Origin of the sequence: Hymenobacter oligotrophus, assembly GCF_003574965.1 — a bacterium.
Classification (GTDB): Bacteria; Bacteroidota; Bacteroidia; order Cytophagales; family Hymenobacteraceae; genus Solirubrum; species Solirubrum oligotrophum.
In genome coordinates this window covers 293811-308065 of the sequence record NZ_CP032317.1, presented here as the reverse complement: position 1 = coordinate 308065, position 14255 = coordinate 293811, and the positions used below count along the sequence as shown (strand labels likewise).

11 protein-coding genes and 1 rRNA gene are annotated in these 14255 nt (G+C 59.2%); 5 read left to right on the top strand and 7 right to left on the bottom strand.

Annotated elements, in window-relative coordinates; translation table 11 throughout:
* Positions 1-25: 25 nt before the first annotated feature.
* The 3 genes from hemG to D3Y59_RS01205 all read left to right on the top strand — a co-directional run bounded on the left by hemG (position 26) and on the right by D3Y59_RS01205 (position 3228).
* Positions 26-1363 carry a protoporphyrinogen oxidase gene (gene hemG / locus D3Y59_RS01215; protein ID WP_162910458.1) on the top strand — a complete coding sequence of 446 codons (1338 nt, stop codon included), beginning with the start codon at positions 26-28 and terminating at the stop codon, positions 1361-1363.
* A 22-nt stretch (positions 1364-1385) separates the two neighbouring features.
* On the top strand, positions 1386-2195 hold the full coding sequence (locus tag D3Y59_RS01210) for a polyprenol monophosphomannose synthase (protein WP_119443376.1): 810 nt from the start codon (positions 1386-1388) through the stop codon (positions 2193-2195).
* 61 nt (positions 2196-2256) lie between these two features.
* Complete coding sequence (locus D3Y59_RS01205) at positions 2257-3228, top strand: TerC family protein (RefSeq protein ID WP_119443375.1); 972 nt, start codon at positions 2257-2259, stop codon at positions 3226-3228.
* Positions 3229-3304: 76 nt separating this feature from the next.
* Here D3Y59_RS01205 and D3Y59_RS01200 read toward each other — a convergent pair whose 3' ends face one another.
* Positions 3305-5485 carry a biosynthetic peptidoglycan transglycosylase gene (locus D3Y59_RS01200; protein WP_119443374.1) on the bottom strand — a complete coding sequence of 727 codons (2181 nt, stop codon included), beginning with the start codon at positions 5483-5485 and terminating at the stop codon, positions 3305-3307.
* A 250-nt stretch (positions 5486-5735) separates the two neighbouring features.
* Between D3Y59_RS01200 and purB the strand changes: the two genes are divergently transcribed.
* Together purB and D3Y59_RS01190 are read left to right on the top strand one after the other, a co-directional pair.
* Positions 5736-7088 carry an adenylosuccinate lyase gene (purB, locus tag D3Y59_RS01195; RefSeq protein WP_119443373.1) on the top strand — a complete coding sequence of 451 codons (1353 nt, stop codon included), beginning with the start codon at positions 5736-5738 and terminating at the stop codon, positions 7086-7088.
* 41 nt (positions 7089-7129) lie between these two features.
* Entirely contained in the window at positions 7130-8212 is a 1083-nt protein-coding gene (locus D3Y59_RS01190) for a glycosyltransferase family 9 protein (protein WP_162910457.1), read from the top strand.
* 90 nt (positions 8213-8302) lie between these two features.
* On the opposite strand, the gene D3Y59_RS01185 is transcribed toward D3Y59_RS01190, so the two are convergent.
* From D3Y59_RS01185 to rrf, 6 genes are all read right to left on the bottom strand, one after another.
* Positions 8303-9445 carry a glycosyltransferase gene (locus D3Y59_RS01185; protein WP_119443371.1) on the bottom strand — a complete coding sequence of 381 codons (1143 nt, stop codon included), beginning with the start codon at positions 9443-9445 and terminating at the stop codon, positions 8303-8305.
* 4 nt (positions 9446-9449) lie between these two features.
* The gene (locus D3Y59_RS01180) at positions 9450-10442 is read right to left on the bottom strand and encodes a glycosyltransferase family 2 protein (RefSeq protein ID WP_119443370.1); all 993 of its coding nucleotides are present in this window, start codon (positions 10440-10442) and stop codon (positions 9450-9452) included.
* Positions 10435-10962, bottom strand: a complete 528-nt coding sequence (locus D3Y59_RS01175) for a DUF4199 domain-containing protein (RefSeq protein ID WP_119443369.1) — start codon at positions 10960-10962, stop codon at positions 10435-10437. Before D3Y59_RS01175 ends, D3Y59_RS01180 begins: the two co-directional genes overlap by 8 nt.
* Positions 10963-10992: 30 nt before the next feature.
* Positions 10993-11502, bottom strand: a complete 510-nt coding sequence (locus D3Y59_RS01170; RefSeq protein WP_119443368.1) for a DUF4199 domain-containing protein — start codon at positions 11500-11502, stop codon at positions 10993-10995.
* Between the two features lie 68 nt (positions 11503-11570).
* Complete coding sequence (locus D3Y59_RS01165) at positions 11571-13607, bottom strand: BatA domain-containing protein (RefSeq protein ID WP_119443367.1); 2037 nt, start codon at positions 13605-13607, stop codon at positions 11571-11573.
* A 524-nt stretch (positions 13608-14131) separates the two neighbouring features.
* Positions 14132-14243: ribosomal RNA gene (gene rrf / locus D3Y59_RS01160) — 5S ribosomal RNA — on the bottom strand.
* Between the last annotated feature and the right edge of the window lie 12 nt (positions 14244-14255).

Here is a 14255-nt window from a genome sequence, read left to right as displayed (position 1 = left end):
AGCCTTTGGCGGTTTACACATTCGCATGAACGTAGCAATTATAGGCAGCGGCATTACGGGCTTGGCCACGGCGTGGTACTTGCAGCAACAAGGCGCCACGGCGCACGTGTACGAGAGCGGCAATGCGGCCGGCGGCAACATGCGCACGCGCCACCTGCCCGAAGGCTACGTGCTGGAGCTGGGCCCCAACTCGCTGCAGCTCAGTCCCGAGCTCGAAGGCCTGATTGCCGACCTGGGGCTGGCAGAGCAGATTCAGGAGCCCGGCGGCGTAAGCGGGCACCGCTACGTGGTGCGCGGCGGCGCGCTGCGCGAGCTGCCGGGCAAGCCCCAGCAACTGCTGTTTGGCAGCTTTTTCAGCCTGAAGGGCAAGTGGCAGGCCCTATCGGAACTGCGCCGTGCCAAAGCCGCCCCCGATGCGCACGAAACCATTGGCCATTTTTTCCGGCGCCGCTTTGGGCAAGAAATTCTGGACTACGCGGTGAACCCGTTTGTGTCGGGCATTTACGCCGGCGACCCCAACCAGCTGTTGCTGCACAAAACGTTTCCGCAGTTGGCGGCCCTCGAGCAAGAACACGGCTCGGTGCTGCGCGGCTTTGCCCGCACCATGAAGGGCGTAGCCCGCCGCCGCATCATCTCATTTCGGGGCGGCTTGCAAGTGCTTACCGATGCCCTGGCCAGCCGCCTGACGCACCTGCACTTAAACACCCGCGTGCAGGTCTTTTTGCCGCAAGGCAACGGGCAATACCGCCTGCAGCTGGCGGGCCAGCCCGAACCTACCGAGCTGTACGACGCCCTCATCCTGGCACTACCGGCCTACGCCGCCGCCGATTTGCTCCGGGGCCTGCACCCGCAGCAGGCCGCTGCCCTAGGTGCCGTGCACTACCCGCCGCTTACGGCCGTGCACACTGCCTACGACCGCAGCGCCGTGCAGCACCCGCTCAACGGCTTTGGCGCCCTGAGCCCGCGCGTGGAGCAACCCGTGGCGGCGGGCACCTTGTGGAGCAGTTCGCTGTTTCCGGATAGGTGCCCCGCGGGGCAGGTGCTGTTCACCTCGTTTGTGGGCGGCGCCCAGTACGAAACCAACGCCCGATTGCCCGACGCGCAGCTGCTGGCTTCGCTGCGGGCCGAACAGCAACGGCTTTACGGCCTCAAGCCCGATGCCCCGGCCCGGTTGCAGCACATTTACCGGTGGGAACGAAGCATCCCTCAGTTCGATGAGCGCATCATTCCGGCGCACGCCGCGGCCGACGCCCTGGAGCAACAAGGCATTTGGGCAGTGGCCAACTGGCGCGCCGGTGTGGGCATACCGGATTGCCTGCGCCGCGCCCAGCAAGTGGCCCAAAAATTAACCTCGGCAGCATAGCCTAATTGTTACCTTTGGATTAATGAACGATTCGCTCGTCATCATACCGACCTACAACGAACGGGAAAACGCCGAGCTGATCATCCGCAAGGTTTTTTCGCTGCCGAAGGCGTTCGATGTGCTCATCATCGACGACGGCTCGCCCGATGGCACCGCCGCCGTGGTGCGCGGGCTGCTGAGCGAGTTTGCGGGCCGCCTGCACCTGGAGGAGCGCACCGGCAAACTAGGCCTGGGCACGGCATACTTGCACGGCTTTAAGTGGGCCTTGCAGCGCGGCTACCAGTACATCTTCGAGATGGATGCCGACTTTTCGCACAACCCCGACGACCTCGTGCGCCTGTACGAGGCCTGCGCCGTAGAGGACCACGATATGTCCATCGGCTCGCGCTACATCACTGGCGTAAACGTAGTAAACTGGCCCATGGACCGCGTGCTCATGTCGTGGTTTGCCTCGGCTTACGTGCGCTTTATTACGGGCATGCCCATTATGGATGCCACGGCCGGTTTTAAGTGCTACACGGCCCCAGTGCTGCGCGCCATCGATCTGAACCGCATTCACTTCGTGGGCTATGCTTTCCAGATCGAGATGAAATGGCTGGCCTACAAGCACGGCTTCCGCATTCAGGAAGTGCCCATTATCTTCACCGACCGCACCCGGGGTGCCTCCAAAATGTCGAAGGGCATTTTTAAGGAAGCATTGCTGGGCGTGGTACAAATGAAGGTAGAAAGCTGGTTTCGCCATTTCGGCGGGCCCAAGGCGGCTGCGCCGGCTGCCCTGCCCCAACCTGCCACGGCTACCCACGCCGTAACCTCCGCGCCTAAAACGCGGTAAGGCTCCACTATCCTAGGTAGCGGCCGGGCACTCGGTTGCTGCCTGCTGACGCGTCCTTCGCATGACTACAACTCCCTGGTTCTGGGTTGCTTTCAATCTCTTTGTGCTGGCCATGCTGCTGCTCGACTTGCTGGTGTTCAACCGCAAGGCTCACGTAGTGCGCATGCGCGAAGCCCTGGGTTGGAGCGCCTTCTGGATTGCGCTTTCGTTGGCGTTCAACTATTTCGTGTACCACGAATTCGGACGCGAGGCCGGCATGAATTTCCTGACGGGCTACTTGCTTGAAAAGGCGCTGAGTGTTGACAACCTCTTTGTGTTTCTGCTCATCTTCACCTACTTCAAGGTGCCGGGCGAGTACCAGCACAAAATCCTGTTCTGGGGCGTGCTGGGGGCGCTGGTGTTGCGCGCCACCTTTATCGTGATTGGCGCCGCGCTCATCAGCAAATTCAGCTGGACGCTTTACGTGCTCGGTGCTTTTCTGGTGTACACGGGCTTTAAGATGGCCACCACCAGCGGCGACCCCGACATCGACCCCGAAAACAACCCGGTGGTGCGCTTCCTCAGCCGTCATTTGCCCATCACCAACCGCTACGAGGGCAGCAAGTTCTTCGTGCGCAAGGAGAAGCTGCTGTTTGCCACGCCCCTGTTCGTGGTGCTGGTGATGGTGGAAACCACCGACGTGGTGTTTGCGGCCGACTCCATCCCGGCCATTCTGGCCGTTACGCAAGACAAGTTTATCGTGTACACCTCCAACGTGTTTGCGCTGTTGGGCCTTCGCGCGCTTTACTTTGCGTTGGCCGGCCTCATGCAGCTATTCCATTACCTGCACTACGGTTTGTCGCTTATCCTCGTCTTTATCGGCGGCAAGCTGCTGCTGCACGACTTCTTCCACCTCCCCACGGAGTGGGCCCTAGGTGTGGTAGCGGCCGTACTTACTTTGTCGGTGGTAGTGTCGCTGATATTGCCCAAGAAGAACGACGACGATGCCGTAACCGAGCCCGCCGCGTCGTCTTCCGACGAGCCCAAGGTTTAGCGCCTCGCTCTTAACTCAAGCAAAAGGCCCGGCGGAGCAGCTGCTCCGCCGGGCCTTTTGTTTAGGCACCTAGGGTTTAGGGCTTTTTCCCGCCGTTGTCGTCGGCGCCTTCGGTGGCCGGGGCGTTGGTGTTGGCACCTTCGTCGGGCAGGCCGCCGGTGTTTAGCAGGTCGATGAGGTTGATGGGGTCAAACTGGCTGCTGTCGGCGGCCACCACGCGGGTGGTGTCGGGGCGGGCCGAGAAGTTCATGAAGCGTCGCGCCGGGCCGGCCAGGTTTACCGAGCGGCTCAGCCCATCGGCCTCGGCCTCGGGTATGTAGCCGCGCCGGGCCATGATGTCGGCAATCAGGCGAAAGAAGTAGCGCGAGCTGGCCTTCAGGTCGCCGTATTGGTTAAACGACTCGCGGGCGTACTTCGGCTTAGGGATGATGCTGGCCAGGTACAGGCTTTCCTGCAGGGTAAGTTGCGCGGGCTCTTTGTCGTAGTAAAAGCGGGCGGCCTCCGTTACACCGTACACGCCCCGCTCGCCGTTGGGCCAGCGGTAGCGGCTCGGGCCCCACTCAATAATGTTGAGGTACACCTCCATCATGCGCTCTTTGCTCACGAGGCGGGTATTCTCAATCAGCCACACCATCAGGGCCTCCTCGGCTTTGCGGGCCACGGTTTTCTTGCGCGTCAGGAACACGTTTTTCACCAGTTGCATCGAGAGCGTGCTGCCGCCGCGGGCAAAGCGTTTCTCCTTGATATTCTGGATGGCCGATTTCACGAACGCTTTCTCCATAAAGCCTTTGTGCGTGAAGAAGCGCGGGTCTTCGGCCGTGATGATGGCGTACTTCAGGTAGTTTGACACCTGATTGAACGGCACGAAATCGGGGTTTGAGGGGCCCACGGCAAAGGTCTTGAGCGAATCGCCGCGGTCGTTGTAGGCGGTGTAGGCAAACTCGGTGTTGAGCTTGCGCAGATCGACGCGGCCAAAGCGCGTGATTTTGAAGTCGCGGCTGGCGCGTAAGCCCGAGTCAAACTTCAGGCTATCCACTTGCTGCATATCGAGGGCGGCGCTGAGGTGGTACTGCAGCGTACCGGTGCCCTGCATGCCCTCCACCGCCCCAAAAATGCCTTGGGGCAGCGAGGCGAAGAAGTCGGTGGCCGGCACCTCGTCCGTTTCCACGTTCAGCGACACCAGCAGGCCCCGCAAGCGCGGGCTGTAGTGGCGGGTTTCGGCGGCAATGCGGCGCCCCAGCTCGGCGGGCGTACGCATGCGCACGCTGATTTGCGGGAAAGCCACAATCTTGTTCAGCGTAACCTTGGTGCCCTTTTCCAGCGCGAGGTAATTCTGACCTAGGGTAGCCACGAAGTCGATGCCGCCGCGGCGCACTACCACGTCTTCGTCCGAAATTTTGGGGTGGTTCAGGCGAAAGTTGCTGGCCAAAGCAGCACCGCGTACGGTAAGCCGCTCGTCGTCGAAATCCTTGCCGGCCAGTTGCAGATGCAACGTATCGAACTGCACGTTGGCCCCGAAACGGCGCTGCACGTAGGGCAGCACCACCGGCTGGCGGCCCTGGCTGAACACCTGCACGTCCATGTTTTCGTCGCCCTGCTCCACGTGGCCGCGCAAGCCAATGCGGTTGGTAACGGAGTCGAGCACCACCGTTAGTTTGCCCGCCAGGTCGCCGTCTTCGATGGTAAGCTCGGGCATGGTGATGGTGGCGCGGTGGCGCGGGCTTTCGTAAGCCACCAAAAAGTTGCGGAAGTCGGCCTCGCCCGGAATGTTCTCCAGCGCCGTTTCGAGCACTTGGTTCAGCAGTACGCCGTAGTTGGTGCCTTTGGTGGTATCGCGCGGCACGGCGGTTTTGCCCGTGCGCTTAATCAGAAAGCCGTAGTTGTCGGCCGTAGCCGTTTTGCGGGCAACCAACCGGGCCTGCTCAATTTGCAGGTTGCTGAACACCGGGCGCCGGGCAAACAACGAACGCAGGCTAATGCTGGCGTTGATGCGGCGGGCCGTGAGCAAGGTATCTTGCAGGCCGGTGCGGGGCACCAGGCTCACGTTGGTGATCTGCACGGTGTTCAGGTCGGTAAAGCGCGCCGGACCTAGGGTTAGGGTAACGGGATATTTGCGCTCGACCTTGGTTTTGGTTTGGCGCAGGGCGTACTGCAGCAACTGCTCGCGTTTCAGCAGAAACACGGCCAAGCCCACGAGCAACAATGCTCCAATGGTGCCTAGCGACCAGTACAGTACTTTCTTGGTTGTTGGGTTCACTCGCACAGAAGTGTAGATAATCAGCGGCCTGCCTCGCCAGTTTCGTGCCGAACCTAAGCCGCTTCGGGTACAAAAGTACCACAAACTGCCCCTACGCGTAGCTCGGCTATACGTTGCCCCGGCCGCAAGGCCTTCCTACCTTCGCGGGCACATCGGCGGCTCAGCTCTTGCTGAAGGGGTGGCCGGCGGCTGCCCTATCTGTTTCGTTGCCCTAAAACCGGGCCCCTGGGCCTGCTAGTTCCTTACTTGCATGATGCACGACGCGCTGACGCCCCTCACGGCCCTCTCGCCCCTCGATGGCCGCTACCGCCGCCAAACCGCTCCGCTGGCCAACTTTTTTTCGGAGCTAGCCCTGATTCGCTACCGCGTGCTGGTGGAGGTGGAGTACTTTATTGCTTTGTGCGAACTGCCACTGCCTCAGCTGCAGGGCGTCGAGGCGGAGGTATTTGAGCGCATGCGCCTGCTCTACCAAGAGTTTACCGAGGCCGACGCTGAGGCCATTAAGGCGCACGAGCGCATCACCAACCACGATGTAAAAGCCGTGGAATATTGGCTGCGCGACCAATTCGAGATACTGGGCCTAGGTGCTTACGTGGAGTTTATTCACTTTGGCCTGACCTCGCAGGACGTAAACAACACCGCCGTGCCGCTGAGCTTGCGCGAAGCCCTGCACCGCGAAATTGTGCCCGGCTACGAGCAGCTTGCCGACCAGCTACGGGCTTGCGCCGCGCAGTGGGCCGCCGTGCCCATGCTGGCGCGCACCCACGGTCAACCGGCTTCGCCTACGCGCCTAGGCAAAGAGCTGGCGGTATTTGTGGCCCGCCTCGAGGCGCAGTTGGCTTTGCTGAAGCAAGTGCCTTTCGGAGCTAAATTCGGCGGGGCTACGGGCAACTTCAACGCCCACCACGTGGCCTACCCGGAGGTAGATTGGCACGGCTTCGGCAACCGCTTCGTAAACGAGCAACTGGGCCTGCACCGCTCCTACCCCACCACTCAAATCGAGCACTACGACCACCTGGCCGCCACCTGCGACGGCCTGAAGCGCCTCAACACCATCCTCATCGACATGGCCCGCGACGTGTGGCAGTACATCTCGCTGGGCTACTTCCGCCAAACCATTAAGGCGGGCGAAGTGGGCTCCTCGGCCATGCCGCACAAGGTAAACCCCATCGATTTTGAAAACGCCGAGGGCAACCTGGGCATTGCCAACGCTGTGCTCGAGCACCTGGCCAGCAAGCTGCCCATCTCGCGCCTGCAGCGCGACCTCACCGACTCTACGGTGTTGCGCAACCTAGGCGTGCCGCTGGGCCACATCCTCATTGCCATTACGGCACTGCAGCGCGGCCTCGGCAAGCTGGCCCTCGACGAAGAAGCCCTGCACCGCGACCTAGAGGCCAACTGGCCGGTGGTGGCCGAGGCCATCCAAACCATTTTGCGCCGCGAGCAATACCCCAATCCGTACAACGCCCTCAAAGCCCTTACGCGCACGCACGGCCCGGTTACGCAGGCCACAATCAGCGAATTTGTGAGCACGCTCGACGTGCGCGACGAAGTAAAGGCCGAGCTGCGCGCCATCACGCCCTCGAACTACGTGGGCATTTAATTTTCGCCGAGTTGAGCACCATCCTTCTCAATCATACCGTTGTGCACCCGGACTGCCGCCACTTCCGTGGCGATATTCCGTGTCGGCCCAACAAGGAGCACGGCTACCAGTGCGCAGGCTGCCCCGTGTACGCACCGGTGCGGCAGCGGCTTCTCATCATCAAGCTTGGGGCCATCGGCGATGTAATCCGGACCACGCCGCTGCTGCGCCGCTTGCGCCAAGAGTACCCGTCAGCTTACATCACTTGGCTCACGCACACGCCCGCCATCTTGCCGCAAGATGCCGTCGATGAAATACTAAAGTTCGATTTCGCGGCCGTATTGCAGCTGCAAGCCCGTGAGTTCGATATCGTATTCAACCTCGATAAGGACAAGGAAGCCGGCGCGCTGCTGAACACCCTCAAGGCAACGCAAAAGTTTGGCTACGCCCTGCGCCCGTACGACGGCGTAGCTTGGCCCGCCAACGACCTAGCCCGGCACAAATTCCTAACGGGCGTGTTCGACCAGCTCAGTTTGCAAAACACTAAGCCCTACGTGCAGGAGATTTTCGAGCTGTGCGGCTACGAGTTTCGGGGCGAAGAATACGTGTTCGATAACCACGCCGACAAGGGATACCAGTGGCCGCAGCTGCCACCTGCGGGCCGCCGCGTAGGCCTTAACACCGGCTGCGGCGACCGTTGGACAACCCGCCTGTGGTCCGATGAGAAATGGGTTAGCCTGATCACTCAGCTGCAACAAGCCGGCTACGCGCCCGTGCTCCTAGGTGGTGCCGCCGAAGAAGAGCGCAACCAGCGCCTACAGGCAGCCACAGGGGCCCCTTACCTAGGGCACTTCCCGCTGCCGCAGTTCATCAACCTGCTCGATCAGATGGACCTCGTCGTGACGCAGGTAACCATGGCCATGCACATCAGCATCGCCTTGCGCAAACCCACGGTGCTGATGAACAACATCTTCAACCCGCACGAGTTCGACCTGTACGGCCGCGGCCAGATTGTGCAGCCCAACCGCGAGTGTGTGTGCTTTTACCGCGGCACCTGCAAACTCGGCACCAGCTGCATGGAGGACCTGCCCGCCGAAAAGGTGTTGGCTGCCGTGCAGGCTAGTTTGCCGCTTGCCTCCGCCTGAACATTTCTCGGTTAAAGCACCGCCCCGCTTCGCTGCTGCCGTTTGGCTAGCACGAAGCGGGGCGGTGTCGTTAGTACTCGTATCGGAAGCCTAGGTGCTCGGCACTGCGGCTACTTCCTTGAGCGCCTTCACCATTTCGGCCCACGAAAATTGCTGCTTGTAGTGCCGCGTGCCGGCTTCAAACTTGGCTTGTAGGTCGGGGTGTGTGAAGTAGTCAACCAACGCATCGGCAATGGCCTGCGGGGTGGGTGGCACCACGTAGCCCACTTCGCCATCCGGAATCAGCTCGGCCAGCCCGCCCACGTCGGTCACCAGCATGGGCCGCTCGAAGTGGTAGGCAATCTGCGACACGCCGCTTTGGGTGGCGTGCTTGTAGGGCTGCACCACCATATCGGCGGCGCAGAAGTAATCGGCCACCCGCTCGTTTGGAATAAAATCGGTGGCGCGCACCAAGCGGCTCTCCAGCTTGTGCTCCCGGATGATGGCCTCGTAGGGCGCGGCATCTTCGTAAAACTCGCCGGCCACTATCAGCTTCAGGGGCAGCTTGGCTAGGCGCTCATCGGCAAATGCTTTGAGCAACACATCGAGCCCCTTGTACGCCCTGATGAAGCCAAAAAACAACAAGTACCGGTACTCGGGCGCTAGGTGCAGGCGGCGTTGTGCCTCGAGTTGGGGCACAACCGGTCCGAAGTTGTCGTAGAGCGGGTGTGCTTGGTAACGAGCGGGTTGCCTCAGGCCGAGCTGGCGCAAATCGGCCAGTACCGAGCGGCTCATGGTAACGAAGCCGTGGCACACCCGCAGGAAATACTGCGTGAAAGGCCGGTCGCCGGGCCGCTTTTCGTGCGGAATTACGTTGTCGGTGATGGTGACGATGCGCGTGTGGCCGTTGCCACGCACTATGCGGGCAATGGTACCTAGGGCCGGCCCCATAAATGGCAACCAAAACCGGAACACAACTAAATCGGGCCGCTCGCGCCGCAGCCGCTGGCCTACTTGCCACCAGCTCAGCGGGTTCACGGAGTTGATGCTTACCTCAATGTCGAGGTCAGCGGGGCCCGCTTCGGTGCTGAACTGTGTTTGGCCCGGAAACAGAAAGTTGGGGTACTGCAGGCTAAACGTAACGATGCGCACCTCGTCGCCGGCTTCGCGAAAAGCCCGCGCCAGCCGCTCGTTGTAGGTAGCCAAGCCGCCGCGCAATGGGTACGCCGGCCCAATAATCACCACACGTGCCATGCGCCTAGGAGGTCGGCAGGTTCAGGGTTTCGCGCACCAAATACTGATTTTTGCGCCGGCCGTTCAACGAAGTTAGCTCCGCCAAAAAGCCCGTCAGAAACAACTGCACGCCCACAATCACAGCCACGAGTGCCAGGAAGAATAACGGCTGGTCGGTTACGTCGCGGGCCCGCAGGTTGTGCGCGGCCAACCACACCTTCTCGCCTACCAGCCACAGCGTGATGATGGCACCTAGGAAAAACGACAGCACGCCCATCGAGCCGAAGAAATGCATCGGCCGGCGCCGGAAGCGGCTCACGAAAGTGATGCTCATCAGATCGAGGAAGCCGTATACGAAGCGCTCCAGGCCAAACTTGGTGGTGCCGTATTTGCGCTCCTGGTGGTGAACAGCCTTTTCGCCAATGCGCCGGAAACCGGCCCACTTGGCAATTACCGGAATGTAACGGTGCATCTCGCCGTACACCTCAATGCTCTTTACCACGCGGCTGTCGTAGGCTTTCAGGCCGCAGTTAAAATCGTGCAGCTGTATGCCCGAAATCCATCGCGTAACGCCGTTAAAAAGCTTCGTCGGAATGGTTTTGCTTAGCGGGTCGAAGCGCTTTTTCTTCCAACCGCTGATCAGGTCGTAGCGCTCCTCGGTAATCAGCCGGTAGAGTTCGGGCAGCTCTTCGGGCGAATCTTGCAAATCGGCATCCATGGTACAAACCACGCGGCCCTCGGCGGCCCGAAAGCCGGTATCGAGAGCCGCCGATTTGCCATAATTGCGGTTGAAGCGAATGCCGCGGATGTGCACATCCGCGGCAGCCAGCTCCTCAATCACTTCCCACGAGTTGTCCGTCGAGCCGTCGTCGATCAGAATGACTTCATACGACAGGCCGTGGGCCTGCAGTACGCGCCCAATCCAACTCGTTAGCTCCGGCAACGACTCCTCCTCGTTGAGCAGCGGTATTACAATCGACAGCTCGACGGGAAATGATTTTACGTTCTTCTTACTCAAACTCAGGACGCGTACGCTTAGTAATGGCCGAAATAATCAGCGAGAAAAGCAAACCAATGATAACCGAGCCCACAATAGCAACCACCACCCCAAGCGGGCCGTCGGTCATTTTGCTGCTCATGGCCATGGCCTGGTCAATCTGCTCGTCCGACATACCTTGGCTTTCCAGCTTGGCGCGGGCGGCCTCCATGCCCCGGCTCATGGCCTCGGGGTCGATGAAAGTGAGGTAGATGTAGCGGAACACGGCCGTCAGAACACCCGACACCACCGACGCAATTACACCAATCACCAAGCCCTGTCCGTACGACATGAAGCCGCCGTTTGCCTGCTTGAAGGCTTTGTGAGCCAGCACAATAAAAACAATACTGATTACCGCGCCCAGCAAGCCAACGGCGGTGTTTTGCTCCAAGCCTGCCATCATTATCACGGCCGTGAAGATGATGGATACGATGCCGAGCATAACGCCGTAGCGCACGCCAACGGCCGAAGGCGAAACAGATGGAGTAACGGTGTTTTCCATAGTAATTAGGGTTTGGAGGTGAAGACGTTGTTATTTCCGAAAGAAAACGGCGCCGGGCAAGAAGAAAAACAAACCCGCCAAAAGCTTTTTGCTGAAGTCGTCTTGGGCCAGCGCCGACGGCGTGCTGGCAATACCACGGATGCTGCGCTCGTACTGTTCTTTTCCGCCTTTTTCCTTTAGAAAATTGGCGCGTTCAGCCTGAATCATTCGCTTCATTTGCAAGCGGTTTTGCTCGATCAGCTGCGGGTTGCCCGTGCGGGCGAGCGTATAAACACCCAACCCCGACAAGCTAGCGGTGAGCAGGAGCGTTACGACGCCCGTAAGCAAAGCCATTGAAAAACCAAATTGCTCTGGCGCCTGCTTGCGCGCGCGCCACTGGGCTACCAGCACCGCAACGGGCGGCACAAACATCGTCATGAGGCGCTTGGGGCCGTACGGGTTCTGGCCGGTGAAATACAGCATGAGCACCCAAGCCACACACAATCCCCCGGCAATGGCGCCCACGCGTACCGCTGTTCGTAACGCAGCCTGATTCTTCATTTGTTACTACTCTGTGCTCAACCGTAGGAGCTTTGCGGCAAGTTAGAGCACTTTGCCCAAATGCCTAGCTAAGCGGCTAGCGGGGCGGTTGTATTTCTGGCGCCGGCAAAGCGCAACACCAACACTTCGCCGAGCAAGCATAACAGCGCTGCCGCCAAGCAATAGCGCCACAACGGCGTGCCAGTGCGCTGCTGCGCAAATTGGGCCGCAACGCTTTGTCCCCCCGCCGATTCGTACACATGCACATTGGGGAAGGTATTTTCGAGTTGCCGTAGCTCCTCAACCGAGTAATACGCCAGCTCCGATTCCTTCTTGTCGATATTAAACGCGAGGGTTCCTAGGTTTCGCTTGCCTAGGCTTAGCTGGTAGTAGCCCGGCTGCCGTAAATCGGGCGGAAGTTGCAAATACAAACGGCCGTCGCGCACGTGCTGGGCCGGAATAAACGCACTCCTGTCGTTTGCCAATCGATACACTTGTTCGGTGCCGGTTGGCGTTTCCGTTGGTTGCCGCAACACTACTGCTCGGTCGGTTAACCGATACGCAGGCAACTGCTCTTGGCCAACACTCGAGGTGGCTAACCGATACATAACCGGCACAAACAGGGGGTGCTCGGGAAACGTAGTGTACGCGGGGGCAAGCGGCGAGGCCACCACGTATAACATGCCTTTGCCCGTGCGGAAGCCCGACAAGAATGCGCTTCCGTCGCGCAGCTTCAATACATCCAGCGTCGAGCGGCTCCAGGCGAGCAACGGCGTGGCGCGGGGCATGTCCGGCTGACGGGTCTGTTGCGCGAAAACGTCTTTGAAAAACGGGTTTTGCTTGTCGGGCGATGCTACCTCCTGAGTGGCTGCAGCCCCATTGAGCGGCCGCACCGATGTTAGCCCTAGGTCGGCTAAGGTTTCGCTGAGGTTGGCACCCACCTTGCTAGGCGCCGGCACAAATAGCACGGTCCCTCCGCCCTCCACAAACCTCCGCAAGGCAGCGCGTTGGCTAGCCACAAGAGACGAGTTGGCGTTTATAATTACAAAATCAGCATTTGAAAGCCCCTCCGGCTCAAAACCACTTTCTTGTTTATACTCAAAAACTGATTCGTTGGGGTATAAGCGTTGTAATGGACTACGACTTCCACCTATCTCCAAAACGCGCACACGGCGGCTGGGTTTAAGCACAAAATAGAAGGTGTTGTCGTAGCGAATGGGTTGGTCATCAACCTCGACGCGGCATTTCACCGCATCCGTGCCGCTCAGCCTAACCCGAACGGAACTCACCTGGCTTTGCCCGGCCGCTAAATCAACCTGAAACGTTCCGACTTGCCGTGCACCAACTAAAACCCGAACGACAACACCGCGCGCATCAGTGGTGCCGCCATTGCGCAGCCGCATCAGCAAAGTCGTCTCGACTCCCGGTCTAACAAACTCATCCGCCATGTACAAACTATCTACATACACGCTAGCAGTTGGCGCTGGCCGCAGTGGCAACAAGTACACTTGCTGCCGATTGTTTAGTTGCCGGATAGTGCTCGGGGCAAAGCCTGAACGCTGAAAATCCGAAACCAAAAAAACAGATGTAGCGGCAGTACTTCGGTTGTTTGCCAATGTGCTTATCTGAGCACCTAGACCTTGGCTTGAACCCGATGGCGCCAAACTAATAAGCGACTCGATGGCACGACTGGGGGTCAGTGCATTTTGGCGCCTTCGGTCATACAGCACATCAACGAAGCCTGTGCGCGGCAAGACGCTTAAAAGCTGGCTGGTCTCACGTACTCCTTTCTCGAGAAGTTGCTCGCCGTCCGCCGCATCCGCGTTCATGCTCAGAGAGTTGTCGATAACCAAAGCGGAATGGCTATCAACCCCTTTCTCACCAGCGGCTGGTATGTATGGCTGGCAGAACAGCAATACTAAACAACCAACAAACGCCAGCCTAAGCAACAATACAAGTAAATGCTGCAGCCGGCGCTGTTTAGCTGTTACCAGCTTGACATTCTTGATGAAGTCAACATTTGTGAACAGAACTCGCTGCGGACGGCGTAGTTCGAATAAATGAAGTAAAACGGGAATAGCAAGTGCAATTAGAGCTAAAAGAAACCAAGGATTAGTTAGTGCCATATGGTACCGTGAATGCAGTACCTAAAGAACGTAAATCGGAACAGAAAGACGCCCTCAAAAAGTAAACAGGCTCCTTTTGGTCACTTATTATTTTGTTGATAAACAACGCGACACCTAGCAGCACAGTGCATCAGCTAGTAGATACTTAGGTATAATTCGTTGGATATAAGGCCTGAAGAATCATAAGCGTCTTAGGTAAATATTGAACTAAACTGATACGACTTTACATAAATTGGTGTTAGGTTACAGAAACCTAATTGAAAGGCCTTATAGCTTATACAGACCCGTAGCACTAAACGGTGTCGCACCTATCGGAACGACTCAATGCATTAGACTGATAACGGCCACACTTAGATTAGAAATTTTAGGACTCTGCACTTACACCAGCTCCACTCTGCTCCAACTCCGGACGCCCCGTCCACCGGGGCGCAGCGCGGATCAGCCGTCGACGGGCGGGGGCGCGTAGGGGGGCGTAAAACGCAAAAGCCCCCCCGCGGCGGACCGCGGGGGGGCGTGGGGACAAGGGTTGGCGGCGACCGACTCTCCCGCCGGCGAAGGCAGTACCATGGGCGCTCCGGGGCTTAACGGCTCTGTTCGGAATGGGAAGAGGTGAACACCCGGGCTAAAGCCACCATTGTCGTGCGCGGA